Origin of the sequence: Methylobacterium sp. 1030, assembly GCF_040544715.1 — a bacterium.
In the GTDB taxonomy this organism is placed as follows: Bacteria; Pseudomonadota; Alphaproteobacteria; order Rhizobiales; family Beijerinckiaceae; genus Methylobacterium.
The window spans coordinates 335,721-361,279 of sequence record NZ_JBEPKM010000001.1 but is presented as its reverse complement, the minus strand read 5'-3'; the positions used below and the strand labels follow the sequence as shown (position 1 = coordinate 361,279).

The following is a 25,559-nucleotide window of genomic DNA, read 5'->3' as shown; positions in this document are numbered from 1 at the left end:
TCGGCGATGGTCGGCTCCTGATGGCGAGACGCGGGCGCGGCAGGGCGGGCGCGGCAGGATTGCGGTCGGGTCGGCGTCCCGGTATCGAGCCGGCGCAGCGAACAGTCTCGGTCCAGGAGGCTATAGATGCGGTCGAGCTACAGCTTCCGAGCGACAAAGATTGGGTGCAACCGGATCGATAACCGATTCGACGGCCGGTTTTCTAACCGGCCGAACGGCCACGTCAACCGAATGCTGCGGTCCGGCCTCCGAGGGCTCCGGGCGCGGCGCGCCTTGCCCGGCCGGTGCGCCCGCCCCACTCTGGGCGCGCCCGCTTCCGCGCTCGCGCGCCCGGCGCGACCGGGCCCGGTGCGGATGCCAGCCTCGGAGGCGCCGCTCCGCGGGAAGACCGGAAGGGAGAGACCATGAATCTGCTGAAGCGGTTGTTCGGACGCGCCGATGCGGCACCGGCGGAGGCGGCGCCGGAGGAACCGCTTCTCGTCAACGCCTACGCGACCGTGCGCGACCTGCCCGCGCTCCCCTTCGACCACGCGCTGAACGGCCGGCGGGACCTGTCCGACCCCGAATTGCAGCCGCATCTCGACGGGTTCATCGGCTACGTCATGGGACGGGGCGACGGGCAGATGACCGCCCTCCGCTACCATCTCTGGCGCCACCTGCAGCGCGTCCGCAACCACGTCAGCTTCGCGGTCGCCGCGTCCGACCTGCCGCGCGTGGAGACCTGGGCGCTCGCGGCGAACGCCGTCCTCTTCCTGCCCGACGGCTCCGTGCGGGCGCCCGACATGGCGCTCCTCCTGTCGGCCGCGGGCGAGACGGATCCGGCCGCGCGTCTGCCTTACCCGCCCGACGCCGTCGCGCGCCGCGCCCGGACCCTGGAGCGCCTGGAGGATCTGGACCCGAAGCCGCCCGCCGGCATGCCCCCCGCGCTCGGCGAGGCGGAACTCGCGCTGCGACCGCCGGCGGAGGTGCTCCGGCGGGCTCTGGCCCTGCTCTACATCGCGGCCTGGGGGCAGGCCTTCGGCGCCGGCACGACGCTGCGCGAGCCGGGGCAGAGGACGCTGAATCCCACCGGCTTCGCGGCCCTGTCGCCGGCCGAGCGCGCCCAGATCGAGGCGGCGGACCCGAAGGACGCCGCGGCGGCGTCCTGGCGCTACGAGGCCGCGAACACCCTGCTGTGGGCGCTCGGCGTGCGCGCGGCCCGGATCGCCGACAGCGACGCCACGGTCGACGTCGACGCGCTCTGGCGGGCGGTCGCGCCGCTCGCCCGGGACGCGGGCGCGGCCGACGCCGCGCGGCTGCGGCCGCCCGGCGAGATCCTGGAGGCGCTGGACCGCGCGTGGCGGGCGCACTGGGTCGTCCGGCAGGCGCGGCAGAAGGGGACAGCCCCCGCGGGGCTCAACGGCGACGTCGTGGCGGAGCGCCACGTCGCGCTGAACTGGCTGACCGGATTCCAGAACGACCGCGACACGCCCTGGGACGCGACCGACACGCCGACGTGAGCGCGCCGCGGCTCAGCGCAGACCGTCGAAATAGTCGAAGAACACGCGGTCCGGATCGTGCTCGTCGCGCAGCGCGCACAGCCTCTGCCACTTCTCGGGCGTGAACGCCTGGGCGACGATCTCGGGCTGCTCGACCGTGTTGGTCTCGCCGATGTAGTAGCCGATGTTGAGCGGCTTCAGCGCGGCGGTCACCGCCCGATGCCAGGCGGCGTTGGCCTGATCGTCGTCCGCCTCGTGCCACATGGTCCAGGGGCCGCCATAGACCTTCGAGGTCATGGAGCGGGCCATGTTCCGCTGCGGCCCCGGGACGTCGGGTCCGCAGAAGATCGTCGACAGGAACACCGAGGTCGCCGAAGGCGCCCGCTGCCACAGGGGCAGGATGGCCGCCATCACCGCGCCGGGGCTGTGATTGGAGAAGGTGGCCTCGACCCGGGATCGCACGCCCTCCGGGAAGAGCGCGCCGGACGCGTCGAACAGCTGCTCGAAGTCGAGGGGCGTCACCCGCGCGCTCGACAGGGGCGCGACCGGTGCGTCATCGAGCGGCGCCAGCACGCGCCGGGCCGCCTCCGGGGTGTCCTCGAAGGCGGTGGCGGTGACCATGCAGACCCAGCCGTTCCGGTCCGCCGCCGCCTCGGCCAGCGCGGGCGGCGCCTTCACGAGGAACTGGGTCAGCTCGACGCTCGGCGCGATCGTGGGCGCCGCCTCGCCGAGCCACGTGCCGACGGCCGGCGCATCCTCGAGGCGATAGAAATACTCGCTCCCGTGAATGGCCTTCGGCAGCGCGTGGAGCTTGAGGAAATACTTCGTGACGATCCCGAAGAAGCCCGGGCCGGCGCCGCGCGCGGCCCAGAAGAAGTCCGGGTTCTCGGTCTCGCTGGCCCGGATCCGCTCGCCCTGGGCGGTGACGAGCTCGATCGCCTCGAGGCTCTCGGTGCCGTAGCCCCAGACCGTGGGGTTCCAGGCCATGCCGCCGCCGAGGAAGTAGCCGCTCGCCTTGACCTGGGGGCAGTGGCCGGTCGGGAAGGCGAGTCCGTGGGCGTTGAGCGCCTTCTGGATGTCGCGGTTGCTGACGATCGGCTGGATGACGGCCCGGCGCTGCGCGACATCGATCGCCAGGATCCTGTCGAGGCTCCCGAGGTCGATCAGGATCCCGCCGTTGCGCAGGGTCGGCTGGCACCAGTTGTGGCCTCCGCCGCGGACGACGACCTTGAGGCCGTGCGCGCGGGCGAACTTCACGGTGGCGACGATGTCGTCCTCGTCGGCGGCCCTGACGATCATCTGCGGCGCCCGGTCGGGGATCAGCCTGTTCCACAGGTTCCCGTGAAGCGCCTCCCGGAACTGCGGGTCGCCCGCGTCGATGACCGGGCCCTTGCAGGCCGTCCTCAAGGTCTCAGCATTCATGACTGGGCACTGCGCGGGCGTGGAGGCCCGCTCGGGCGACGGCGGCCTGAGCGGGCGGAGCAGGACGGCCGGTCTCGCGATCCGGCCCTCAGTAGGGGACGCGGTCCGCCTTCTGGGCGTACTTCTTCCAGACCTCGACGGCCTCCGCGCGCATGATCTGCTGGGTCGGGATGGAGCGCTCGCCGACATCCTTCTTGAGCTCGGCGTAGATCATGCTGTCGTCGAAGCCGCCGTATTCCAGCGCGTCCTCGACCTGCGCCGCGTAGTAGACGTTCTTGACGCCGGCCCAGTAGGCGGCCGCCATGCACATCGGGCAGGGTTCGGCGCTGGTGTAGAGCGTCGCGTTCCGGAGCTTGAAGCTGCCCTGCGCCTTGCAGGCCTTCCGGATCGCCTCGATCTCGCCGTGCCAGGTCGGGTCGTTCTCGGCGACGACGCGGTTGGCGCCCTCGGCGATGATCTCGCCGTCCTGGACGATCACGCAGCCGAACACGCCGCCGGCACTGTCGACCAGCGACGTCTTCTCCGACAGGGCGATCGCCCGGGCCATGAACTTTTCGTGGTTGTCAGACATTGGAACCTCTGTCGTCGCGAAACGGGTCGGTTGGTCGGGACTATGAACCGCGGAGATTTCTTAATCGAGGGGCGGTCCGGATTGTTGTGTCGGACCGCACTAGACTTCGCGCGGCGTGCTTAACAACTCCGGGTCGGCCGACCGGCATTGGCTTCGGGTTGAGCGATGTCGCCGCGCGGTCCGGCCGAGCGGTGCGGGGTGTCACGGAGCGCGACCGCCGTCGAGCCGCGCGGGCAGGATCGGCGACGGGGCCGCGCGCGGATCGGGACGTTCCGCTGAAACCGTGCGTCCTGCGAACGCATGTTCGTCAGCCAGTAACGAGCGGCTACCCGCGGCTTGGCGACAGAATAGACAGGGGCGGAAGTGCCGCGTCAACGCTGGCCCGCGATCGTCGGCAGTCGAATTGTAAATATAGGGAAATGCAATAAAACGACCGTGAAGAGATGATCGATCAGGCTCTCCGGCCCGATCCGAGCAGCACATATGGCGCGTCGCGGTCGCGGCGGCGGCTCCTGATCGGGACGGCGCCGCCCCGCCTGAGACGGACGGACAAGAAATAATCCGTCCCGTCATGGCAGGGCGCCCCGACCCTGCGCCACACCCGGCGCCACACCCTCCGCCGCGCCCGGCGACGATCGTCTCCGCCCCGTCTTTTCATTGTCGCTCCGTCCCAGCTCGGCGGGGCTCGGGCGGAGCGGGCGCCGAAAAAGTCCGGCATTCCGGGCCGCGCGCGCGGAAGATAAATATCGTGCAAGCGTTTCCGCTTAAAAGACGATCGCCGTAGAGAACGTGCTGTATTTACAATTAAAATATTCGACCTCCGCGCCGAGGTCTTGACTCCGGTCGAAGATTGACCGCTGATACAGGCATGCAGAGCAGTGCTGCCAATGGAGTGGCGGGCGCTCGATGCAAGATCAATTTTCGGTTGTTTATCCTCGTGTTCCGCGGCGCGGCAGATCCCTGCGGGTCCGCCGCCGCCTCGGTGCCGCGGTCCACGGACCGGCCGTCCGGGTCGCCGGAGGTGGCGCCTCTCGGCACCGCCCCGGACCCGCCGGGCGGTGACCGGGCGCGGCGCCGGGGGCCGCGCGAAGCCAACGCGCGAGTGCAGGCAGCCGTGCAACGGAAGCGCGTCGGTTCATGAGCGGTGCCACATCGTCCGTCAGCATCGTGACGCAGACGACCATCCGGCCGGAGAGCGCGGACGCCTTCGCCCGCTGGCAGGTCGACACCAGCGCCGTCGTCGCGGCCTTCCCGGGCTTCATCGAGCAGCAGCTGATCCCGCCGCGCCCGCCGCTGCAGGTGGACTGGGTGATCGTGCAGCGGTTCCACAGCCTGGAGCAGGCCAAGACCTGGATGGCCTCCCCCGAGCGGCAGGCCCGCATCCAGGGCGCCACGCCGATGCTCGTCGGCCGCGACGACGTCCACATCGTCAAGGACGACGCCGGCGCGGCCCGGACCTCGCCGGTCAGCGCGGTGATCAGCACCCGCGTGAAGCCCGGCATGGAGGCCGCCTACCTCCGGTGGGAGCAGAAGATCGCGGCCGCGCAGTCGCGGGCGCCCGGCATGCAGGGCTACCGGTTCGAGCCGGCCGTGCCGGGGGTGCAGGAGGACTACGTCGCGATCCTGCGCTTCGACAGCGAGGCGAACCTGCGCACCTGGATGGCCTCGCCCGAGCGGCGGGCCCTGGTCGCCGAGGCGGCGCCGATGACCGCGGAATTCCACACGCGGACGGTGCAGAGCGGCTTCGAGCAGTGGTTCCGCAACGTCGCGCCGCCCGGAGAGGGCGCGCCCGCGGCGTGGAAGATGAACATGATCGTCGTGCTGACCCTCTACCCGACCGTGTTCCTGTGGGGCGTCCTGGTCGGCGCGCCGATCCTGGCCGGCATGCTGAAGGTGGATTTCCCGGTCGCCCTGTTCATCGGCAACGTGTTCAGCGTGCTGCTCACCTCGCTGATGGTGCCCTGGACGGCCAAGCGGCTGGGCTGGTGGCTGACGCCGGATCCGGCGCGGCGGACCCGGGTCAACCTGCAGGGCGCCGCGCTGCTGATCGCCGCCTACGGGCTCATGATCCTCGTGTTCTGGAAGCTGTTTTGACCGGCGGCGCGCCCGGGCGGTCGCGGCCCGCGCGGCGCCGTCGCGGGCAGGGGCCGGGCGCGGGGACAGGGCGCGCGATGCTCCGGTCGGTGTCCCGGGCGAGCCCGCGCCCGGCGGCCGGCCTGCTGATCCTGGCCTGCGGGGTCGGTCTGGCCGGGCCCGCCCGCGCCGAGCCTGCGCCCGCTCCGGCCACGGCCGCGGCCAATTCGTCGGCCACGTCGGGGACGGGTGCGGCCGACGGGACGCCCGTCGCGGCCGCGGCCCGCGCGCGGCGCCAGGAGGCCGCCCTTGCCGTCGCGGCCGCCACCGTGATGGCGGCGCCGCCGCCGTCCTTCTTCAACTTCTCCGACACTGTGGTGAGCTATCGCTTCCAGGGACCCTCGGCGGAGCCCGGCCTCCGGGTCCAGCGTCCCGACGGCCAGTTCGTGGGGCGCGAGGTCCCCAAGACCGTCATCAACCTGTTCCACGCCAACGCGTGGGCCTACGGCACCAACCTGCTCTCCCTCGACATCCTCCGGTCCGGATCCCAGGATCCGGCCGGCAATCAGGTTGGCCGGTTCGAGGGCGTCGGCGCCACCGAGTTCTACCTGATCTACCGGGGCGTCCTGAGCCTCAACAAGGTCTTCGACACGCAGGCCCTGGCCATCCCCGGCTTCGTGAAGGATGTCGGCCTGTCGTTCGGGGCCGACGTCAACACCAAGGACACGACCTTCGATTCCGAGAAGCGCGCCGGGACCTTCGGGCTGAGCTTCGCCTTCGACGTGCCGGCCGGGTTCGTGAACCTGAAGGTCCAGGGCTACAAGGAGTTCTCCCGCAACGGCTTCGCCGGATACGGGCCGGTGCCGGGCTTCGACTACGCGCACTTCCGCAGCGTCGAGTTCAAGATGACGCCGGAATTCGAGATCACCTACACGATCCCGCTGCCGTTCACCGGGCTGCCGCTGTCGCTCGCCGGCTTCAACACGATCGTGCTGCCCAAGGGGCGCTACGGTCGATTCAACGAGAACGACACCCAGCTGGAATTCGTCTCCCAGACCAATCTCGTGCTCGATGTCGGGCAGCTCGTCGCCGGCACGCCCAACCGGGTCGAGGTCTTCGCCGGGTTCCAGTACTGGCACAACAAGTTCGGGGGCGACCCGCGGCGCACGCTCAACACCGAGGAGAAGGCGCTGATCGCCGGGGTGGCCTACCACCTGAAATGAGCCCGCCGGATCGGCGCGGTCGGGGACATGACGGGCCCTGCGAAGCGGGGCCTCGGTCGCGGCCTCAGGCGCGGACGAGCTTGCCCACGACCGCGAGCAGCTGCTCGGGCTTGAACGGCTTGGTGATCCAGCCGGTCGCCCCGGCCGCCTTCGCCTGCTGCTTGATCGCCTCGTCGGATTCCGTGCTCAGGAAGAGGATCGGCACGCCCGTGCAGCTCGGCAGCGTCCGCAGCTGCTTGATCATCTCCAGCCCGTTCATCACCGGCATGTTGAGATCGGTGATGACGAGGTTGACGCTCTCGCTCCTGGCCTTCGCGAGGCCTTCGGCGCCGTCGCCGGCCTCGATCACCGTGTGGCCGGCCGGGCCGAGCACCACCTTGATCATCTGCCGGATGCTAGGCGAATCGTCGACGGCGAGGACAGTGGCCATGACACGGATTCCGTTCTTGTGCCTGACGCGCGCCTAGAGGAGCGGCGCGCTGGGGTGTTCGATCGCGGCGCGCCGGAACGCGCCCTCGACCGCCGGGGGGACGTTGACCAGCGCGATCCCGGCGGCCCGACCCCGCGCCGTCCGGTCGGCCGCGAGCACGATCTGGACGAAGGTGACGTCCGCGCGCTCGACCGCCGCGCAGTCGAGGGTGAGGCGCGCCCCGCCGGCGAGCGCCGCCGCCAGCGTGTCCTGCAGGGCCCGGACGGTCCGGATGGTGCAGTCGGGACCGAGCGTGAGGACGGGAGCCTCGGACATGCGGGTTCGTGACCTCGACGACGGACTTGCGGGGCGACGCGCCGCCGCGCCCGAGTCAACACCGCGGCGGGTAAATTCTTCCTGAAGGTTCGGCCAATCGCGGACGGCCGACGCGGCCGCGGGCCCAGCACAGGAGGGAGGTCTGCCCGGCCTGGAACAGTGTTGATTGGCTAATACTGTGATCTGTGCCGGCCGTTGCGGCCATCGGCCGGGCGATAACGCTTTCTTCAACGGCGATCCTTACCCTCGGTCGGGTACCGACCGTGGGATTGTTCATGACCCGCGCGCGTCGGACGATGCCGAGAGACCCGCCCGCCGATGGCCTTCCAAGTCGCCCACGACATCCTCAGGCAGGTCCCGGCCCGGTTCCGCCGGCCCGAGATGCGGTTCGAGGCGGGGTCCGATGACCGGCGCGGATCGGGCGCGGCGATCCCGGCCGCCCCGCTCCCGGAGGCGGCCGCGTCGTCCAGCGAGCCCGCGCCGCCGCCCGCCGCGATCGTGGCCGAGCCGGCGCCCGCCGCGCAGGCGGCCGACCTGCTCCAGGCCTGGCTCGGCCTCTCGGCGCAGCAGCGGACGCTGCTCGACGCCCTCGTCGCCGAGCTCGGGATCGTCTCCACCGACGTGGAGGCCAACGTCCACGGCCTGTCCAACCGCTTCCAGAGCATCGCCGCCACGACCTGCGAGCAGTCGGAGATCGTCCGCGGGCTCGTCGCCTCGGTCCAGACCGTCCGGATCGACGACCGGACCCTGCAGCTCGGCGACGTCGCTGCCGGCCTCGGCGAGACGCTCACCGCCCTGATCGAGCGGATCACCCTGATGTCGTCCCGCGGGTCGACCCTCGCGCAGGGTCTGGCCGGGGTGCTCGAGGGCCTGTCGTCGGTCGAGGGGAGCGTCGCGCAGATCGAGCGGATCAACCGCCAGACCAACCTGCTCGCCCTGAACGCCAAGATCGAGGCGGCCCGGGCCGGCGCCAGCGGCGCGGCCTTCGCGGTGGTCGCCGACGAGGTGCGCGGCCTCGCCACGACGATCAACGCCCTGTCGGACGTGATCAAGCAGCAGATCGGCACCATGGCGGCCGGCCTGCGCGGCAGCCATGCCCTGCTGGGCGACATCGCGGCGATCGACATGTCCGAGGAGAGCCGGACCGCCGAGACGCGCGTCCGCATGGTGATGCGGGCGCTGGTCGAGCAGAACGCGCAGGTCGCGGGCATCCTGCAGCAGACCGCCGAGACCACGCAGGCCATCACGCAGGACGTGTCGGCGGCGATCGTGGCGATGCAGTTCCAGGACCGGGCCAAGCAGCGCATCCAGAACGTCGAGGGCCTGCTGCGCTCGGCCGGCGCGGAGCTCGGGCGGCTCGCCGACCACAGCGCGGACCGCGTCGCGGCGCCGGATGCCGCGGCCGATCCGGCCTGGATCGCGGCGGCGATCGCCGGCTGCACCCTGGGGGAGGTTCGCGCGCGCCTGACCGAGCGCCTGCTCGGGGGGGCTCCGGCCTCCGAGACGCCGGCCGACGCCGCCGCCGACGATCTGGACGGCATCGACCTGTTCTGAGCGCGCCGGCGCGCGCCGAGGGCAGCCCGTTCGGGCCCGGTCGGCGGTCGCGCCGCGGCCGGGCCTTCCCGCGCCGGACCGGCCGCGACCGGCCCCGTTCCCGGTTCCAGTCCCATCGCGATCCGCGCGCCGCCCGCAGGGACCTGCCGCGGCCCGCATCCGCGCGGCTGCGCGCCGGTGGACGTCGATGTTCGTCCACGCCCGTCCACGCCCGTCCGCGTCCGTCCACGTCCGACTGAGTCCATCGACGTTCGTCGACGCGCCGTGATGGCCGGAGCCGTGCCGCACCGCGCGCCCGAGATCCTGTGATCCGCGTCTCACACGATCGCAGTATCCGACAATCAAATTCTTCGAAACCGATGTGGATATACTTCCTGTTCAGGATTCAAATCTGTTCGTTAACCGAAAATTTCTGGTCCGATTATATACAACCCACGAAGTCAGGCGGCGGCTTCGCGTCGTGTCCCGTCACCGCGCGGTCGCCGCGCGCCGGGACAGTCTGTTCGACTGCTTGATCGCGAAAGACGCGGCCGGTCTCCGGTATCGGCGCGTCCGTTCGCGCTCAGGATCGGGCGGTTGGTTCTGTATCTGCGTTCTGTGTCCGGGGGTCCGTTCGTCCCATGACTGCTCTCGATCCCGCGGAGATCTTCCGCGCCGAGGCCGCCGAGCTGCTCGCCCGCCTGGAGACGACGCTGCTCGACCTCGGCGACCGGCCCGAGGACCGGGCCCTGATCGACACGGCCTTCCGGGCCCTGCACACCATCAAGGGCTCGGGCGCCATGTTCGGCTTCGAGCAGGTCGCCGCCTTCACCCACGATTTCGAGACCGCCTTCGACCGCGTCCGGCGCGGCGAGGTCCCGGTCGGCCGCGACCTCGTCAACGTCTCCCTCTCGGCCAAGGACTACATCCGCGGCCTCATCGAGGAGCCCGAGGCGAGCGCCCCGATCATCGGCGAGGCCATCCTGGCCGAACTCGAGCAGCTGCTCGGCGCCGCGTCCCGCCCGGCCGCCCCGTCCGCGCTCCTCCCGGAGCCGGCCGCCGAGCGCGCTGCGGCGGGGGAGGGCGGCTGGCAGATCGGCATCGCGTTCGCGCCCGAGATCCTCCGCAACGGGACCAATCCCCTGGCGCTCCTCGACGAGCTGCGCGACCTCGGCGCCTGCACGATCGTGCCGCGCCTCGACGCGCTGCCCGAGCTGCCGGCCCTCGACCCCGAGAGCCTCGCCATCGGCTGGGACGTCACGCTGCGCGCGGCCGTGCCCCGCGAGGCGATCGAGGACGTCTTCCTGTTCGTCCGGGACGAGATGACCCTGACGCTCGTCCCGGTCTCGGCCGCGCCACCGGACGCGGCGCCCGAGCCGGCCGAGGCCGCACCGTCGCCGTCGGGGCCGCCGTCGAGGCCGCCGTCGAGGCCGCCGTCGGGGCTGCCGTCCGGCGCGGTTCCGGCCGCCGATCTCGCCGGCCGCGGGTCCGGCGAGACCGGACCGGCCGGGCCGGGGGCGGTCGAGCCCGCGGGCCGGGCCGCCGAGCGCGTCCCGGCCCGGCGGGCCGAGGAGCGGCCGGCCAGCAGCGTCCGGGTCGAGGCCGAGCGGCTCGACGAGCTGATGGACCGGGTCGGCGAGCTGGTCATCGCCCAGGCGCGGCTCAGCCAGCTCGCCGGCCTGCATGCCGATCCCGGCCTCAAGGCCATCGCCGAGGAGATCGAGCGCCTGTCCGCGCGGCTGCGCGACACCACGATGAGCATCCGCATGGTCGCCATCGGCGCCCTGTTCGGCCGCTTCCGCCGCCTCGTCCACGACCTCTCGCGCGATCTCGGCAAGCCGGTCGAGTTCGTCACCGCCGGCGAGGAGACCGAGCTCGACAAGACCGTGATCGAGCGCCTGGCCGACCCGCTCGTCCACCTGATCCGCAACGCGATCGACCACGGCATCGAGGCGCCCGAGCGCCGCGCGGCCGGCGGCAAGGCCGCCACCGGGCGGATCACGCTCACCGCCGAGCATGTCGGCGCGCAGGTGCTGGTGAGCGTGCGCGACGACGGCGCCGGGCTCGACGCGGCCCGCATCCGCGCCAAGGCCGAGGAGAAGGGCCTGTGCGCGCCGGGCGCGGTGCTCACCGACCAGCAGATCTACCAGTTCCTGTTCGCGCCGGGCTTCTCGACCGCGCAGGAGATCTCGGCCCTGTCGGGGCGCGGGGTCGGCATGGACGTCGTCAAGAAGACGATCGAGAGCCTGCGCGGCACGATCGACATCGCGACCGAGCCGGGCGGCGGCACCTGCGTGGCGCTGCGCCTGCCGCTGACGCTGGCGATCATCGAGGGGCTGCTGATCCGGGTGGGGGAGGGACGCTACGTCATCCCGCTGGCCGCGGTGGAGGAATGCGTCGAGCTGCCCGCCAGCGAGCGCGGCGGCCGCGGGCGGGACTTCCTCAACATCCGCGGCGCGCTGGTGCCGTTCCTGCGGCTGCGCAGCCTGTTCGGGGCCGCGGGCGAGCCGGACCTGCACCAGAAGGTGATCGTGGTGGCCGCCGGTGAGGCGCGGGTCGGCCTGGTGGCGGACCAGATCATCGGCAACCACCAGACCGTCATCAAGTCGCTGTCGAAGCTGCACGCGGACGTGGCGACCTTCTCCGGGGCGACGATCCTGGGTGACGGCACGGCCGCGCTGATCATCGATGTCGGCCGCCTCGTGAGCGGCGGGCGCGCCGAGGGCGTGCGCGAGTACCAGGAGGTGGCGTGATGAGCGGCGGCGTGGCGCGCGGAGTCGTCGAGCCCGGCCCGCAGGCGGCCGCCGACGGCGGCCAGCGGGACGGTCGGCAGGGCGGCCAGCAGGTGGTGATGTTCCGGATCGGCTCGGAGAGCTTCGCGCTGGAGGCCGGGATGGTGCGCGAGATCATCGATCCGATCCCGGCGACGCGGGTGGCGGGGGCGCGCCCGCATATCGATCGGATCGTGAACGTGCGCGGCAACGTCGTGCCTCTGGCCGACATCCGCGAGCGGTTCGGGATGCCGGCGGCGTCGGCGAGCCCGGACACGCGCTTCCTCGTCCTGGAGGTGCCGGTAGCGGGCGACCCCGTGGTCGTCGCGCTGGTGGCCGACAAGGTGTTCGCGGTCACGGAGGTCGATCCGGCGCAGTGCGAGGCGGTGCCGCCCGTCGGCACGACCTGGCGCCCGGAGTACATCCGCTCGATCGTCAAGGCGGGGGACGAATTCATCATCGTCCCCGAGCTCGAGCAGATCCTCGACTGAAGTCTTTCCGAAGTCTTTCTGAAGTCCTGTCAGAATCTCGTGTTTGCGTAGGGGTAAAGGGCGATGCGTTTCTCGATCAAGGCCAAGCTCGGGGTGGGCTTCGGCGCGATCCTCGTTCTCCTGGGGACGGCCAGCGGGGTCGGCTACCAGAGGCTCACGGCCGCCGACGCGACGATGAAGTACGTCCTGAGCCGCGCCGAGATCCAGAAGCAGGTTCTCGAGGGCAAGGCGCACGCCATCCGCAGCGCGTTCAACGTCCGCGGAGCCCTGATCAGCCCGGACGAGACGCAGATGACGGAGTTCGCCAAGCGCTCGGCGACCAACCACGGTGACGCCATGGCGTCCCTGGCCAAGGTGAAGACTCTGCTCATGACCGACGAGGGCAGGAGGCTCTACGAGGACCTGTCGGCCAAGTACGAGAAGCAGAACGCGCTGGGGAACCGGGCTCTGGAGCTGACCCGCGACAATTCCAACGGGAAGACCTGGGCCGAGATCAATGCGGCGGGTCGCCCGGCGCTGGCCGCCCTGCGCACGGACCTCGACGCCCTGATCAACACGGCGACCGACGCCCAGAGCCCCGCCGGAGAGCGGCTCGCCCGGGTCGCCGCGGTGTTCAAGAGCCGGGTCGAGCGGGCCTGGGGGCAGCTGACCTCGGCCACCGGGACCACGAGCGTCGAGGCGCTCCAGCAGCGCGTGGCCCTCGCCAAGCAGTCGCGCGAGGAGATTAACCGGTCGGTGGACGAGCTCGCGGCGGCGTCCCAGGCGGCGGGAATCGCCGTGACGGCTGTCCGCGAGCGGTTCGGAACCTGGGCGTCCTCCTTCCAGCGGGCGCTCGCCCTTGTCGAGATCGGCAGCTCGGTGAAGGCGGCAGAAGTCGCCTCGGGCGAGTACGCCACGGTGAGCACGACCGCGATCAACGCGTTCGAGGCGCTGGCGGATCGGCAGAAGCGGTTCATGGACGACGCCGCGGCCCAGGCCACCGCGGAATCCGCCCAGGGTCAGACGATCCTGCTGAGCGTGGCGGCGGCCGCGCTCCTCATGGGCCTCGGCATCGCGACCTGGCTCGCGCTGTCGATCTCCCGCGGCCTCGGCCGTGCCGTCTCGCTCGCCGACGCGGTGTCGATGGGCGACCTGAGCCAGACCGCGACGGTCACGACCAACGACGAGCTCGGCGACCTCGTCGGCGCCATGGGCCGCATGACCGAGAACCTGAACGCGACCGCGGCGCTCGCCAACGCGATCGCCCAGGGCGACCTCACCGTGGAGGCCCGGCCGCTCTCCGACAAGGACACGATGGGCCTCGCCCTGCAGACCATGCTGTCGAAGCTGCGCACCGTCGTGGCCGAGGCGACCGCGGCGGCCGGCAACGTCTCGGCGGGGTCCCAGGAGCTCTCGGCCTCGGCCGAGCAGCTGTCGCAGGGTTCGACCGAGCAGGCCTCGTCGACCGAGGAAGCCTCGGCCTCCATGGAGGAGATGGCCGCCAACGTGAAGCAGAACGCCGAGAACGCCAGCCAGACCGAGACGATCGCCCGGCAATCGGCCCAGGACGCCGAGGCGAGCGGAATCGCCGTCGGCCGCGCCGTCGAGGCCATGCAGACTATCGCCCAGAAGATCACCATCGTGCAGGAGATCGCCCGCCAGACCGACCTGCTGGCGCTCAACGCCGCCGTGGAGGCGGCCCGGGCCGGTGAGCACGGTCGCGGGTTCGCGGTGGTCGCCAGCGAGGTGCGCAAGCTCGCCGAGCGCAGCCAGGCGGCCGCGGCCGAGATCGGCACGCTCTCGTCCGACACCGTCAAGGCCGCCCAGCAGGCCGGCGACATGCTCGGCAAGCTCGTGCCCGACATCAAGAAGACCGCCAGCCTGGTCGAGGAGATCACCGCCGCCTGCCGCGAGCAGGATGTCGGCTCGGGCCAGATCAACCAGGCGATCCAGCAGCTCGACAAGGTGACCCAGCAGAACGCCAGCGCCTCCGAGCAGGTCTCGGCCACCTCCGAGGAGCTGGCCACCCAGGCCGAGAAGCTGCAGGCGACGATCGCCTACTTCCGGATCACCGAAGCGGCCGCGCCGGTGGCCGGTGTCGACCAGGCGGTGACGCGGCTGCGCGCGACCGCGGCGCGGATGGGCACGCCCTCGGCGGCGATCCGCTCCCCGAGCCCGAAGCGGGCGGGCGCGCGCGGCCCGGCCGGGGGCGGCGGCTTCGCCCTCGACATGGGCGAGGGCGACGCGCAGGACGCCGCCTTCACCCGGGTCGCCTGACACCTCGCCCGAGGCCCGGATCCGCGCGGTGCCCGTGCCCGCGCGGATCCCGCCGCCGTCGTCAGCCGCCGTCGTCAGCCGTCGTCGCGAGCCGCCGTCGCGCGCCGCGCTCCAGCCGGAGACCCTGCATGTCCAGTGTGTGGCAGTACCTGACCCTCGGCCTCGGCGCCGAGACCTTCGGGATCGACGTCGAGCACGTCCACGAGATCCTCGACTACCGGGTCCCGGCCGCGCTGCCGCAGGCGCCGGCCTTCCTGCTCGGCATGATCGACGTGCGCGGGCAGAGCTACCCGGTGGTGGACCTGCGGACCAAGCTCGGCCTGCCGCCGGTGGCGCGCACGCCGGCCACCCGGATCATCCTGCTCAACGTGCCGATGCCCGGCCGGGCGCTGCGGGTCGGGTTCGTGGCCGACCGGGTGATCGAGGTGACCGAGCTCGACCGGGCCGAGATGGAGGCGGCGCCCGAGGTCGGCGGGCGCTGGAACGCCCGCTACATCGCGGGGATCGGCCGCCGGGGCGAGGCCTTCGTGGTGGTGTTCGACCTCGTCGCGCTCATGGACGGCGACGGCCCGGCCCTGGTCGCGACCCCGCAGGCCGCCTGAAGGATCCGCCACCATGGAGGCCGATCCGGGTCACCTGAGCGACCGGCATTTCCGCTCGGTCGCCGACCTCGTCCAGCAGCATGCCGGCATCCAGCTCCCGCCGGCCAAGCGCACCATGGTCGAGGGGCGGCTGCGCAAGCGCATGCGCGCCCTCGATCTCCCGACCCTGGAGGCCTACGGCCGCCACCTGTTCGAGGCCGGCCACCTCGCGGACGAGTTCCCGCACCTCGTCGACTGCGTGACGACGAACAAGACCGACTTCTTCCGCGAGCCCGCGCATTTCGACCTGCTGCGCGAGACGATCGTGCCGCGGCTGGCGGCGCGGGGCGACCGGCCGCTGCTCAAGGTCTGGAGCGCGGCGGCCTCGACCGGTGCCGAGGCCTACACGCTGGCGATGGTCCTGCACGACATGGCCGCCGACCGGTTCCGCTACGCCATCCTCGGGACCGACATCTCCTCGGAGGTCCTCGACCGTGCCCGGACGGCGATCTACCCGGCCGAGATGCTGGACGCCGTGCCGGCGGACCTGCGCCGCCGCTACGTGATGGTCGCGCGCGATCCGGCCCGGCGCGAGGGGCGGATCGTGCCGGAGCTGCGCGCCCGGGTGCGGTTCCAGCGGCTCAACCTGATGGACGAGACCTACCCGATCGACCGGGACGTCGACCTCATCTTCTGCCGCAACGTGCTGATCTACTTCGACAAGCCGACCCAGAGGGCGGTGGTCGCGCGCCTGGCCGGGCACCTGCGCCCCGGCGGCTACCTGATCGTCGGCCATTCCGAATCCATGGCGGGCGTCGGCGTGGCCGGCCTCGACCAGATCTCCTCGACCGTCTTCGGCAAGCTGCGGGATTCCGGCCGGTGAGCGCGTCCAGACCGATCCGCGTCCTGATCGTCGACGACTCGGCCTCCGTCCGCCAGACGCTGTGCAGCATCCTGGGGACGGCGCCCGACATCGAGATCCTGGGCACCGCCGCCGATCCGTTCATCGCGGCGCGCCGCATCCAGGAGGAGATCCCGGACGTCATCATCCTCGATCTCGAGATGCCGCGCATGGACGGCCTGACGTTCCTGCGCAAGATCATGGCGCAGAAGCCGCTCCCGGTGATCGTCTGCTCGACCCTGACCGAGGCCGGGTCCCGGATCCTGTTCGAGGTGCTGGAGGCGGGCGCCGTCGACGTGCTGCCGAAACCGCGCGTCGACACCCGCCAGTTCCTGCTCGAGTCCACGGTCCGGGTCTGCGACGCGGTCCGGGCCGCCGCCCGGGCCAAGCTGCGCGGGAGCCGGCCGTCCCGGCCGCTGGTGGAGGCGAAGCTCTCGGCCGACGTCGTCCTGCCGCCGCCCGTGCCCGGGCGCGTCGTGGCCGGGACCGACCGGATCGTCTGCATCGGCGCGTCGACGGGCGGCACGGAGGCGCTGCGCGACGTGCTCGAGGTGCTGCCCGCCGAGTCCCCTGGTCTCGTCATCGTGCAGCACATGCCGGAGCATTTCACGGCGGCGTTCGCCAAGCGCCTGAACGGCCTCTGCGCGATCGCCGTCAAGGAGGCGGAGGACGGCGATCCCGTGGTGCGGGGCCGTGCCCTGATCGCCCCGGGCGGGCGGCACCTCATGGTCGAGCGCCGGGGCGGCAGCTACGCGGTGTCGGTGAAGGACGGTCCCCTCGTCGCGCGCCACCGCCCGTCGGTCGACGTCCTGTTCCGGTCGGCCGCCCGGGCCGCGGCCGCGAACGCGCTCGGCATCCTGCTGACCGGCATGGGCGACGACGGCGCCAACGGCCTGCTGGAGATGCGCCGCGCCGGGGCGCAGACGGTCGCCCAGGACGAGGCGAGCTGCGTCGTGTTCGGGATGCCCAAGGAGGCGATCGACCGCGGTGCGGCCGCCAAGATCCTGCCGCTGGAGCAGATGCACCTGGAGATCCGGCGCTTCGGCCTGCCCGCGGCGCGCTGAGGCCGGGGCGAGCGCCGGGGCCGGGTTCAGGACTGGTCGCGTTGCCCGGGCTGCGCCTCGGCCTTCGCCCGGCGTCCGCGCGCGCGGCTGGATGGTTGCGCCGCGCCGCGCCGCGTCCCGCGGGGGCCAGCCTTTACCGGCCTGGCTCCGGGAAGCCCCACGCTCCCGCCCCGCCGCGCGCCGCGCTGGGCGACCTGACCGGGACGGTCACCCTCGTCCCGGGGTCCAGAATCCAGCAGGTCCTGAACACCGGGCGGATGCTCGGGCACGCGGAACAGGCGGGCCAGCCCGTCGGCGACGCCCCGGAGAACGGCATCGGCCTGCTCGTGATCGTCCTGGCCCTGTACGACGATGAAACTCATCTGCGCACCCGGATGGTTCGTTCAGGTCCTCAACTCGACACGTTGCGAAGGGTTGCCTGGGCCTGTCGGAAGTCATCCGACGATTATGCGAATCCGCACGTCATGAACGTCATGTAATCAACCGGTGGTCGTATATAGGTGAATAATGAATGATTGTGCCCGGTGGTGACGGCGACTCGCCACGATTCCCGGAGTCTTGCTCAACGCACGGTCGGATCGCGTTCGGGGCGATACCGGGCAGAGTTGTGCTGGTGCGCCACGGCACGCGCTGCGCAGCGCGACGGCGGTTCAGTGACCGGGCGACGGGGAGTCGGACCGGTCAGGGCCGATCCGGCCGGCCGGCTCACGCGGCGTAGCGGTCGAGGGCCAGATCGTCGCTCGCGATCTCCGGCGCCCGTCCGGACACGAGGTCGGCGAGCAGGCGGCCCGATCCGCAGGCCATCGTCCAGCCCAGCGTGCCGTGACCGGTGTTGGTGAACAGGTTCCCGACCCGCGTGCCCCCGACGATCGGCGTGCCGTCCGGCGTCATCGGCCGCAGGCCGGTCCAGAACGCGGCTCGGTCGAGGTCGCCGCCGGCCGGGAACAGGTCCTGCACCGAGCGCGCGAGGGTCTCGCGGCGCGGCAGGCGCAGGGCGCTGCTGAACCCGGCGAGCTCGGCGGTGCCGCCGACGCGGATGCGGTCGCCGAGCCGGGTGATCGCGACCTTGTAGGTCTCGTCCATCACCGTCGAGACCGGCGCGGCCGCCGGATCGGTGATGGGGAGCGTGAGCGAGTAGCCCTTCACCGGGTAGACCGGCAGGGCGATCCCGAGGGGGCGCAGCAGGGCCGGCGTGTAGCTGCCCAGCGCCGCCACGTAGGCATCCGCCCGCAGGAGGTCGCCGTCGGCGGTCTCGACCGCCGTCACCCGGTCCCCGGCGTGATGCAGGCGCGCGATCGCCGTGCGGTAGCGGAAGGTGACGCCGAGGCCCTCGCAGATCGCGGCGAGGCGCTGCGTGAACAGGTGCGCGTCGCCGGTCTCGTCGCCCGGCAGCCGCAGGCCGCCGACGAAGACGCCGCGCATGGCGGCGAGCGCCGGCTCGGCACTGACGCAGCCGGCCGGGTCCAGCACCGTGTAGGGCACGCCGTAGGCGTCGAGGACGCGGGTGTCGTCGCCGACATGGTCGAGCTGCTTCTGCGTCCGGAAGAGCTGGAGCGTGCCCTTCTCCCGGTGGTCGTAGGCGATGCCGGTCTCGGTGCGCAGGTCGCGCAGCGCGTCGCGGCTGTACTCGGCGAGCCGGACCATGCGGCCCTTGTTCCGCTGGTAGGCCTCCTCGGTGCAGTTCGCGAGCATGCGCGTGAGCCACGCGTAGAGGCGGGGCTCGAGCCGCGGCCACAGCACCAGGGGGCGGTGCCGCATCATCAGCCACTTGAGCGCCTTCACGGGGATCCCGGGCGCCGCCCAGGGGGCCGAGTAGCCGGGCGAGACCTGCCCGGCATTGGCGAAACTGGTCTCCAGGCCGGAGCCCGGCTGGCGCTCCAGCACGGTGACCTGATGGCCGGCCCGGGCGAGGTAGTAGGCCGAGGTGACGCCGACGACGCCGCCGCCGAGGATGAGGACGTGCATGGCGGGCCTCAGGCTCCGAGATAGACGCGGTGGAAGCGGTGGCCGAGGCTGGTCAGGACCTCGTAGCCGATCGTGCCGGCCGCCGCGGCGACGGCGTCGACGTCGCGCTCCGGCCCGACGATGTCGACGAGCGCCCCCGGCCCGAGGGTGCCGGGCGCCACGTCGGTGACGTCGAGGACGAGGCTGTCCATCGAGACGCGCCCGACCACGGGCAGCCGGGCGCCGCCGAACCACGCCGCGCCGCCCGCCGTGCTGCGGAAGAACCCGTCCGCGTAGCCGATCGCGACCGTGGCGAGGCGGCTGTCCCTGTCGACTCGGGCCGCGTGGCCGTACCCGACCGGCGTCCCCGCCGGGACGCCGCGCGTCTGCATCACCCGGGCCCGCAGCCCGATCACCGGCCGCATCGGGTTCTCCGCACCCTCCTGCGGGGCGATCCCGTAGAGGGCGGCGCCGGGGCGCACGAGGTCGAAGTGGAAGTCCGGACCGAGGAAGATCCCCGACGAGGCCGCGAGGCTCGCCGGCACCGTCGGCAGGCGCCGCCGGACCGCCCGGAAGACGGAGAGCTGCGCCGCGTTGACCGGGCTGTCCGGCTCGCCCGCGCAGGCGAGGTGGCTCATCACCAGCCGCAGGTCGAGGCCCGCGAGGGCGTCCGGCCGGTCGAGGAGCGCGCCGACCTCGTCCGGAGCGAGGCCGAAGCGGGCCATGCCGGTATCGACCTGGAGGATCGCCGGCAGGCGCCGCGCGCGCCGCCGGGCCAGGCCCTGCCAGCCGCTGAGCTGGGACAGGTCGTTGAGGACGGGCACGAGGTCGTGGTCCGCGCAGGTCGCCTCGCTGCCCGGGGCGGCGCCGTTGAGCACGGCGATCGCCGCCCCGGGCCCGAGGATGGACCGGAGGGCGACGCCCTCGCCGACCTGGGCGACGAAGAAGTGCCGGCAGCCCGCGGCGGCCAGGACCGGCGCGACCCGGTCGGCGCCGAGGCCGTAGGCGTCCGCCTTGACGACGGCCGCGCAGGCGGCCGTCCCGGCTCGCGCGGCGAGCAGGCGGTAATTCTCCGCGATGGCCGCGAGATCGATCGTGAGGAGGGCGGAGGCCGTCCCGGCCGGGCCCGCATCGGGCCGGAGCTCGCGGTCGATCATGCTCATGGCGGCCCTCGGAGCGGCGCTCGGATGCAGTGCCAAAAGGCTACACGAAGGATCGTCGAACGAGCGTGCATCCTGTCGAAGAGATTTGAATTTCGAGCTTGGCCGTGGAAATATCTGCGGCCAGTTCGAAGATCCTGCGAGGCGCGCGTGGACGCGATCGACCGCCGCATCATCCAGGCCCTGCGCGGCGACGGCCGGATCAGCAACGCGGATCTCGCCGCGGCGGTCGGCCTGTCGGCGTCCGCCTGCCATCGCCGCGTGCGGCTGCTGGAGGAATCCGGAATCATCCGGGGCTACACCGCGCTGATCGGCGGCGCGGTCGACGGGCCGGGCCTCGTGGTCCTCACGCAGTTCACCCTGGACCGCCAGACCGAGGACTATCTCAACCGGTTCGAGGCGGCCGTCCGGCGCTGTCCCGAGGTGCAGGACTGCTATCTGATGACCGGGACGGCCGATTACCTCGTGAAGCTCAAGGTGATCGACGCGGCCGACTACGAGCGGCTGCACAAGGATGTCCTGTCGCGGCTGCCGGGGGTCGCCCGGCTGCAGTCGAGCTTCGCGATCCGGACCGTCGTGGCCGCCGGCCGGCCGCTCTGAAGGAAGCCCCGCCATGACGCCGAGCACCGAACCGCGCTGGGACGCCTCCTGCGACCTGCGCCTCCACGACGCCGCGCTCGCCGAGGGAAGCCGGGCGACGATCGACATCCGGGGCGACCGCGTGGCGGCGCTGCGGGATCCCGGCGCGCCGCTCCCGCCCGCCGGCCGCACGATCGATCTCGGCGGCGCCCTGGTGCTGCCGGGCCTGTCGGACGGGCACGTCCACCTCGACAAGTGCCTGCTCGGCCTGCCGTGGCGCCCGCACGCGGCGGCGGGGTCCGTCCGCGCGATCATCGACGACGAGAAGGCGTTCCGCCGCGCCACGCGGATCCCGCTCGCCGAGCAGGGCGCCGAGGCGCTGCTCGAACGCCTGCTCCGCGGCGGCACGACGAGCCTGCGGACCCATGTCGACGTCGACGACGTCACGCGGCTCGACCACCTCGCCCAGATCCTCGACCTGCGGGCGCGCTGGGCCGACCGCCTGCAGATCCAGATCGTCGCCTTCCCGCAGAGCGGGATCCTGGGCTGCCCGCCGGTCGCCGACGACCTGGACGCGGCCCTGCGGATGGGCGCGGACCTCGTCGGCGGCCTCGATCCCGTCGGCATCGACGGAGACCGCGACGGTCACCTCGACATCGTCTTCGCCCTGGCCGAGCGGCACGGGCGGGGCATCGACATCCATCTCCACGAGGGCGGCGCGGCCGGACTCGCCACGATCGCGGCGATCGCGGCCCGGACAGCGGCGGCCGGGCTCGGCGGGCAGGTCACGATCAGCCACGCCTTCGCCCTCGCGGAGGCCGACGACCTGGAACTCGGCCGGATCGCCGAGGCCCTGAACCGGGCCGGCGTCGCGATCCTCAGCAGCGTGCCGGGCGGGGCCCGATGCCCGCCGATCCCGCGGCTGCGCGAACTCGGCGTCCCGGTCTGCCTCGGCACCGACAACGTCCGCGACTGCTGGAACCCCGCCACGGTCACCGGCATGGTCGCCCGCGCCCAGCTCGCCGCCTACCGGTTCGACCTGCGCACCGACGCGGACCTCGCGGCGTTGCTGGCGCCGATCACCGCCGTCCCGGCGCGGGTGCTGGGCCTCGGTCCGGGCGCGGTGGCGCCCGGCGCGCGGGCCGACCTGATCGCCTTCGCGGCCGGCGGCGTGCCGCAGGTGATCGTGGAGCGCCAGGAGCCCGTGCTGGTCGTGGCGCGGGGCGCCGTCGCGGTCGACCGGCGCGGCGCGGCCGCCGGGGACCCGCCGCCGTGAACGACCGCGCGCTGCGCTACCTGCTGGCCGTCGTGCGCGCGGGCTCGGTCCGGGCGGCCGCCGATGTCCTGAACGTCGCCGCCTCGGCGGTGAGCCGGCAGATCATCGAGCTGGAGGCGCAGGTCGGCGAGACCCTGCTCGAGCGCCTGCCCCGGGGCGTGGTCCCCACCGAGGCCGGCCGCCTCGTCGCCGAGCACGCGCAGCGGCAGGCCGACGAGGCGGCCCTGCTGGAGGACCAGCTGAAGCGCCTGCGCGGGGTGCAGCGGGGCACGGTCAGCCTGCGCTGCGGCGCCGGCTTCCTGATCGACCTCCTCGACAACGCCCTGGCCGGCTTCGCCCAGGACCATCCGGGCATCGCCTATCAGGTCGAGATCGGCACGACCGACGGGATCCTGGCGGCGATCGCCCGGGGGGACGCGGATATCGGCCTCGTCTACAACCCGCCCGCGCACCCGGACGTCCGCGGGATCGTCTCCGCCCGGCAGCCGCTCCTCGCCGTCCTGCCGATGGGGCATCCCCTCGCCGACGGGGCGGCGCCGGTCCCGCTGCGCAGCTTCGCCACCGAGCCCGCCGCCCTCCTGCCCCCCGACCACGGGGTCCGGCAGCTGATCGGCCGCGTCGAGGCCGACGGCGGATTCCGGCTGGTGCCGCGGCTGGAGACGGCGTCCTTCGAGTTGCACCGCCGCTTCGTGATGGCCGCCATGGGCGTCGCGTTCCTGCCCCGCTTCGTGGTCGCGGCCGAGCTGCGCGACGGCCTCCTCGCGGCTTTGCCGCTGCGCGACGCCATCCTGTCGGAGGCGAGCGCCCACCTCGTCGTCCGCGCGGGGCGGCGCCTGCCGGAGGGCGCGGCGCGGCTGCTCGGCTGGCTGGCCGACCACATGGTGGCGTTCCGGCCGCCGCCGGCGTGACGCGAGCGTGCGGATTTTCCGCACGCTTCGTGCAGAAATCGGTTGTTGTCGCAACGCTCGTTTGCCGGAACTATCGTGCCGCTTCGTGAGGACGGATCGGCATGACCATCGCAACGGTAGGCGTCGTCGGGCTCGGCAACATGGGTTTGGGCATGGCCGCGACCCTGGCCCGCAAGGGCTTCGCGGTCCTGGGCTACGACCTCAGTCCGGCCCGGCGCCCCGCCGCCGAGGCGGCCGGCGTCACCGTCCTCGACGCCCTCAACGACGTGCTCGGCCGGGCCGACGCCCTGGTGTTCTCGCTGCCGCTGGCGCGGGACGTGGAGGCGGTGGTCACCGCGGAGGGCGGGTTCCTGTCCCGGACCGACCGGAAGGTGGTGGTGATCGACACCTCGACCTCGGATCCCGGCACGACCCGCCGCCTCGCCGAGCGCCTCGCCGCGGCCGGTCACGCCCTCCTCGACGCCCCGGTGAGCGGCGGCCCGTCCGGCGCCGCCGAGGGCACCCTGACCATGATGATCGGCGGCGCCGCGGCGGATTACGAGCTGGCCCGCCCGGTCTTGGAGGCCATGTCGGCCCGCGCGCCGCATGTCGGGCCATCGGGCGCCGGCAACATCGTCAAGCTCGTCAACAACCTGCTGGTGGCGGCCCATCTGGTGACCACCGGCGAGGCCCTGCGCCTCTCCGAGGCGGCGGGCCTCTCGGCCGAGGAGGCCGTCAAGGTCGTCAACACCGCGACCGGCCGCAGCGCGATCAGCGAGGTCATGATCCCGCGCTGGGTCCAGTCCGGCACCTTCGACAGCGGCTTCTCGGCCGGTCTGATGCGCAAGGACGTGCGCCTCGCCCTCGAACTCGCCGCCGAATGCGGGATCGACCTGCCGCTCTCCGCCGAGGTGAAGCGGATCTGGCAGGCGACGCAACCCGCCATCCCCGACACGGCCGACTTCACCCGCATGGCCGATTACCGCGATCCCAAGGGAGCCCACTGATGTCCGGCACGCCGCACTCGCCCGCCGCCGACCGGGTCGCCGCCCTCCTGGCCGACCTGCTGCCGGGCGGCCGCATCGGCAGCGTCGTGGCCGGCGAGATCCTCGCCGGGACCGGCGCCGCCCTCGATCTCACCAACCCCGCCGACGGCGGCGTGCTCGCGACCTTCGCCGATGCCGGCCCGTCGGTCGTCGAGGCCGCCATGGCGGCGGCTCGCGACGCCCAGCGCGCGTGGTGGGGGATGACCGCTGCCGCCCGCGGTCGCGCGCTGTGGGCGGTCGCCGCCCTGGTCCGGCAGCACGCCGGCGCGCTCGCCGAGCTGGAGACCCTCTCGGCCGGCAAGCCGATCCGCGACACCCGCGGCGAGGTCGCCAAGGTCGCCGAGATGTTCGAGTACTACGCCGGCTGGTGCGACAAGCTGCACGGCGACGTCATTCCGGTCCCGACCTCGCACCTGAACTACACCCGCCACGAGCCCTTCGGCACCGTCGTGCAGATCACGCCCTGGAACGCGCCGATCTTCACCGCGGGCTGGCAGATCGCGCCGGCAATCTGCGCCGGCAACGCCGTGGTGCTGAAGCCCTCCGAGCTGACGCCGCTAACCTCGCTGGCGCTGGGCCTGCTCTGCGACCGCGCCGAGGGGATGCCCCGCGGCCTCGTCTCGGTGCTGGCCGGTGCCGGCCCGACCACCGGCGCCGCCGCGGTCGCCCATCCCGAGACGCGGCTCGTCGTGTTCGTCGGCTCGGCCGAGGCGGGCGCGCAGATCGCCGCCGCGGCGGCCCGCGCCATCGTGCCGAGCGTGCTGGAGCTCGGCGGCAAGTCGGCCAACATCGTGTTCGCCGACGCCGACCTCGACCGGGCGCTGATCGGCGCGCAGGCCGCGATCTTCGGCGGCGCCGGCCAGAGCTGCGTGGCGGGCTCCCGGCTCCTCGTGCACCGCTCGATCCACGCGTCCTTCGTCGAGCGCCTGTCCCGCGCCGCCGCGCGCATCCCGGTGGGCGCGCCGACCGACCCGGAGACGCAGATCGGCCCGATCAACAACCGGCGCCAGCGGGACAAGATCGCCGACATGGTCGAGGCCGCCGCCGCGGCGGGCGCCACGATCGCGACCGGCGGGGCCTGCCCCGCCGCCTTACGCGACACGGGCGGCTTCTACTACGGCCCGACCATCGTGGACGGCGTCGCGCCGGACGCGGCGATCGCCCGGGAGGAGGTGTTCGGCCCGGTCCTGGCGGTCCTGCCGTTCGACGGCGAGGACGAGGCGATCGCGCTGGCCAACGGCACGCCCTACGGCCTCGCCGGCGCGGTCTGGACCGGCGACGGCGGGCGCGGCCACCGGGTCGCGGCGGCTCTGCGGGCCGGCACCGTCTGGGTGAACGGCTACAAGACCATCAACGTGGCCTCGCCGTTCGGCGGCTTCGGCCGCTCGGGTTTCGGCCGCTCCTCCGGCCGCGAGGCGCTGATGGCCTACACCCAGACCAAGAGCGTCTGGGTCGAGACCGCCGCCGCGCCGGCCGTCACCTTCGGCTACGTGGGCTGAGCCCGACGCCACGGGCGCAATGACCGAGACGATCTAACGCCAAGCCGGCGATCAAGACC

General features: G+C 72.7%; 22 protein-coding genes. 16 read left to right on the top strand and 6 right to left on the bottom strand.

What is annotated here, in order from left to right; all coding sequences use genetic code 11:
* The first annotated feature begins 404 nt into the window (after nucleotides 1-404).
* The gene (locus tag ABIC30_RS01765) at nucleotides 405-1,499 is read left to right on the top strand and encodes a DUF4272 domain-containing protein (RefSeq protein WP_354453741.1); all 1,095 of its coding nucleotides are present in this window, start codon (nucleotides 405-407) and stop codon (nucleotides 1,497-1,499) included.
* A 12-nt stretch (nucleotides 1,500-1,511) separates the two neighbouring features.
* Here ABIC30_RS01765 and ABIC30_RS01760 read toward each other — a convergent pair whose 3' ends face one another.
* Together ABIC30_RS01760 and ABIC30_RS01755 are read right to left on the bottom strand one after the other, a co-directional pair.
* The gene (locus tag ABIC30_RS01760) at nucleotides 1,512-2,900 is read right to left on the bottom strand and encodes an FAD-binding oxidoreductase (protein WP_354453740.1); all 1,389 of its coding nucleotides are present in this window, start codon (nucleotides 2,898-2,900) and stop codon (nucleotides 1,512-1,514) included.
* Between the two features lie 88 nt (nucleotides 2,901-2,988).
* Nucleotides 2,989-3,471 carry a nucleoside deaminase gene (locus tag ABIC30_RS01755; protein ID WP_056529845.1) on the bottom strand — a complete coding sequence of 161 codons (483 nt, stop codon included), beginning with the start codon at nucleotides 3,469-3,471 and terminating at the stop codon, nucleotides 2,989-2,991.
* A gap of 1,137 nt (nucleotides 3,472-4,608) precedes the next feature.
* Between ABIC30_RS01755 and ABIC30_RS01750 the strand changes: the two genes are divergently transcribed.
* Nucleotides 4,609-5,565: an antibiotic biosynthesis monooxygenase gene (locus tag ABIC30_RS01750; RefSeq protein WP_354453738.1), complete on the top strand. Its 957-nt coding sequence runs from the start codon at nucleotides 4,609-4,611 to the stop codon at nucleotides 5,563-5,565.
* 77 nt (nucleotides 5,566-5,642) lie between these two features.
* On the top strand, nucleotides 5,643-6,767 hold the full coding sequence (locus ABIC30_RS01745) for a hypothetical protein (RefSeq protein ID WP_354453736.1): 1,125 nt from the start codon (nucleotides 5,643-5,645) through the stop codon (nucleotides 6,765-6,767).
* A gap of 64 nt (nucleotides 6,768-6,831) precedes the next feature.
* Here ABIC30_RS01745 and ABIC30_RS01740 read toward each other — a convergent pair whose 3' ends face one another.
* Both ABIC30_RS01740 and ABIC30_RS01735 read right to left on the bottom strand, forming a co-directional pair.
* Nucleotides 6,832-7,197, bottom strand: a complete 366-nt coding sequence (locus ABIC30_RS01740) for a response regulator (protein WP_020091072.1) — start codon at nucleotides 7,195-7,197, stop codon at nucleotides 6,832-6,834.
* Nucleotides 7,198-7,230: 33 nt separating this feature from the next.
* Nucleotides 7,231-7,512 carry an STAS domain-containing protein gene (locus tag ABIC30_RS01735; RefSeq protein WP_103984592.1) on the bottom strand — a complete coding sequence of 94 codons (282 nt, stop codon included), beginning with the start codon at nucleotides 7,510-7,512 and terminating at the stop codon, nucleotides 7,231-7,233.
* Between the two features lie 318 nt (nucleotides 7,513-7,830).
* Here ABIC30_RS01735 and ABIC30_RS01730 point away from each other — a divergent pair, with 318 nt between their 5' ends.
* The 8 genes from ABIC30_RS01730 (at nucleotide 7,831) to ABIC30_RS01695 (ending at nucleotide 17,588) form a co-directional block, all read left to right on the top strand.
* Entirely contained in the window at nucleotides 7,831-9,066 is a 1,236-nt protein-coding gene (locus ABIC30_RS01730; RefSeq protein WP_354453733.1) for a methyl-accepting chemotaxis protein, read from the top strand.
* A 620-nt stretch (nucleotides 9,067-9,686) separates the two neighbouring features.
* Complete coding sequence (locus tag ABIC30_RS01725) at nucleotides 9,687-11,798, top strand: chemotaxis protein CheA (protein WP_042669782.1); 2,112 nt, start codon at nucleotides 9,687-9,689, stop codon at nucleotides 11,796-11,798.
* Entirely contained in the window at nucleotides 11,798-12,307 is a 510-nt protein-coding gene (locus ABIC30_RS01720) for a chemotaxis protein CheW (protein ID WP_020091068.1), read from the top strand. The genes ABIC30_RS01725 and ABIC30_RS01720 overlap by 1 nt, the downstream gene beginning before the upstream one ends.
* 63 nt (nucleotides 12,308-12,370) lie before the next feature.
* Nucleotides 12,371-14,563 (top strand): HAMP domain-containing methyl-accepting chemotaxis protein, encoded by a 2,193-nt coding sequence (locus ABIC30_RS01715; protein ID WP_020091067.1) that lies wholly within the window; start codon nucleotides 12,371-12,373, stop codon nucleotides 14,561-14,563.
* A 128-nt stretch (nucleotides 14,564-14,691) separates the two neighbouring features.
* Entirely contained in the window at nucleotides 14,692-15,165 is a 474-nt protein-coding gene (locus tag ABIC30_RS01710) for a chemotaxis protein CheW (protein WP_026604606.1), read from the top strand.
* A 13-nt stretch (nucleotides 15,166-15,178) separates the two neighbouring features.
* Entirely contained in the window at nucleotides 15,179-16,027 is an 849-nt protein-coding gene (locus tag ABIC30_RS01705; protein WP_354453730.1) for a CheR family methyltransferase, read from the top strand.
* Nucleotides 16,024-17,109 carry a protein-glutamate methylesterase/protein-glutamine glutaminase gene (locus ABIC30_RS01700; RefSeq protein ID WP_020091064.1) on the top strand — a complete coding sequence of 362 codons (1,086 nt, stop codon included), beginning with the start codon at nucleotides 16,024-16,026 and terminating at the stop codon, nucleotides 17,107-17,109. Before ABIC30_RS01705 ends, ABIC30_RS01700 begins: the two co-directional genes overlap by 4 nt.
* A 41-nt stretch (nucleotides 17,110-17,150) precedes the next feature.
* Entirely contained in the window at nucleotides 17,151-17,588 is a 438-nt protein-coding gene (locus ABIC30_RS01695) for a hypothetical protein (protein WP_158684185.1), read from the top strand.
* A 226-nt stretch (nucleotides 17,589-17,814) separates the two neighbouring features.
* On the opposite strand, the gene ABIC30_RS01690 is transcribed toward ABIC30_RS01695, so the two are convergent.
* Nucleotides 17,815-19,074 (bottom strand): D-amino acid dehydrogenase, encoded by a 1,260-nt coding sequence (locus ABIC30_RS01690; protein WP_020091062.1) that lies wholly within the window; start codon nucleotides 19,072-19,074, stop codon nucleotides 17,815-17,817.
* An 8-nt stretch (nucleotides 19,075-19,082) separates the two neighbouring features.
* A complete protein-coding gene (gene alr, locus ABIC30_RS01685; protein WP_026604605.1) occupies nucleotides 19,083-20,210 on the bottom strand; it encodes an alanine racemase in 1,128 nt (375 codons plus the stop codon).
* A 153-nt stretch (nucleotides 20,211-20,363) separates the two neighbouring features.
* Between alr and ABIC30_RS01680 the strand changes: the two genes are divergently transcribed.
* From ABIC30_RS01680 to ABIC30_RS01660, 5 genes are all read left to right on the top strand, one after another.
* Nucleotides 20,364-20,813 (top strand): Lrp/AsnC family transcriptional regulator, encoded by a 450-nt coding sequence (locus ABIC30_RS01680; protein WP_020091060.1) that lies wholly within the window; start codon nucleotides 20,364-20,366, stop codon nucleotides 20,811-20,813.
* 13 nt (nucleotides 20,814-20,826) lie between these two features.
* Nucleotides 20,827-22,068 carry an amidohydrolase gene (locus ABIC30_RS01675; RefSeq protein WP_020091059.1) on the top strand — a complete coding sequence of 414 codons (1,242 nt, stop codon included), beginning with the start codon at nucleotides 20,827-20,829 and terminating at the stop codon, nucleotides 22,066-22,068.
* The gene (locus ABIC30_RS01670) at nucleotides 22,065-22,976 is read left to right on the top strand and encodes a LysR family transcriptional regulator (RefSeq protein WP_020091058.1); all 912 of its coding nucleotides are present in this window, start codon (nucleotides 22,065-22,067) and stop codon (nucleotides 22,974-22,976) included. Before ABIC30_RS01675 ends, ABIC30_RS01670 begins: the two co-directional genes overlap by 4 nt.
* 101 nt (nucleotides 22,977-23,077) lie before the next feature.
* Nucleotides 23,078-23,962, top strand: a complete 885-nt coding sequence (locus tag ABIC30_RS01665; protein WP_020091057.1) for an NAD(P)-dependent oxidoreductase — start codon at nucleotides 23,078-23,080, stop codon at nucleotides 23,960-23,962.
* Entirely contained in the window at nucleotides 23,962-25,500 is a 1,539-nt protein-coding gene (locus tag ABIC30_RS01660; RefSeq protein ID WP_354453725.1) for an aldehyde dehydrogenase family protein, read from the top strand. Before ABIC30_RS01665 ends, ABIC30_RS01660 begins: the two co-directional genes overlap by 1 nt.
* Nucleotides 25,501-25,559 lie beyond the last annotated feature (59 nt).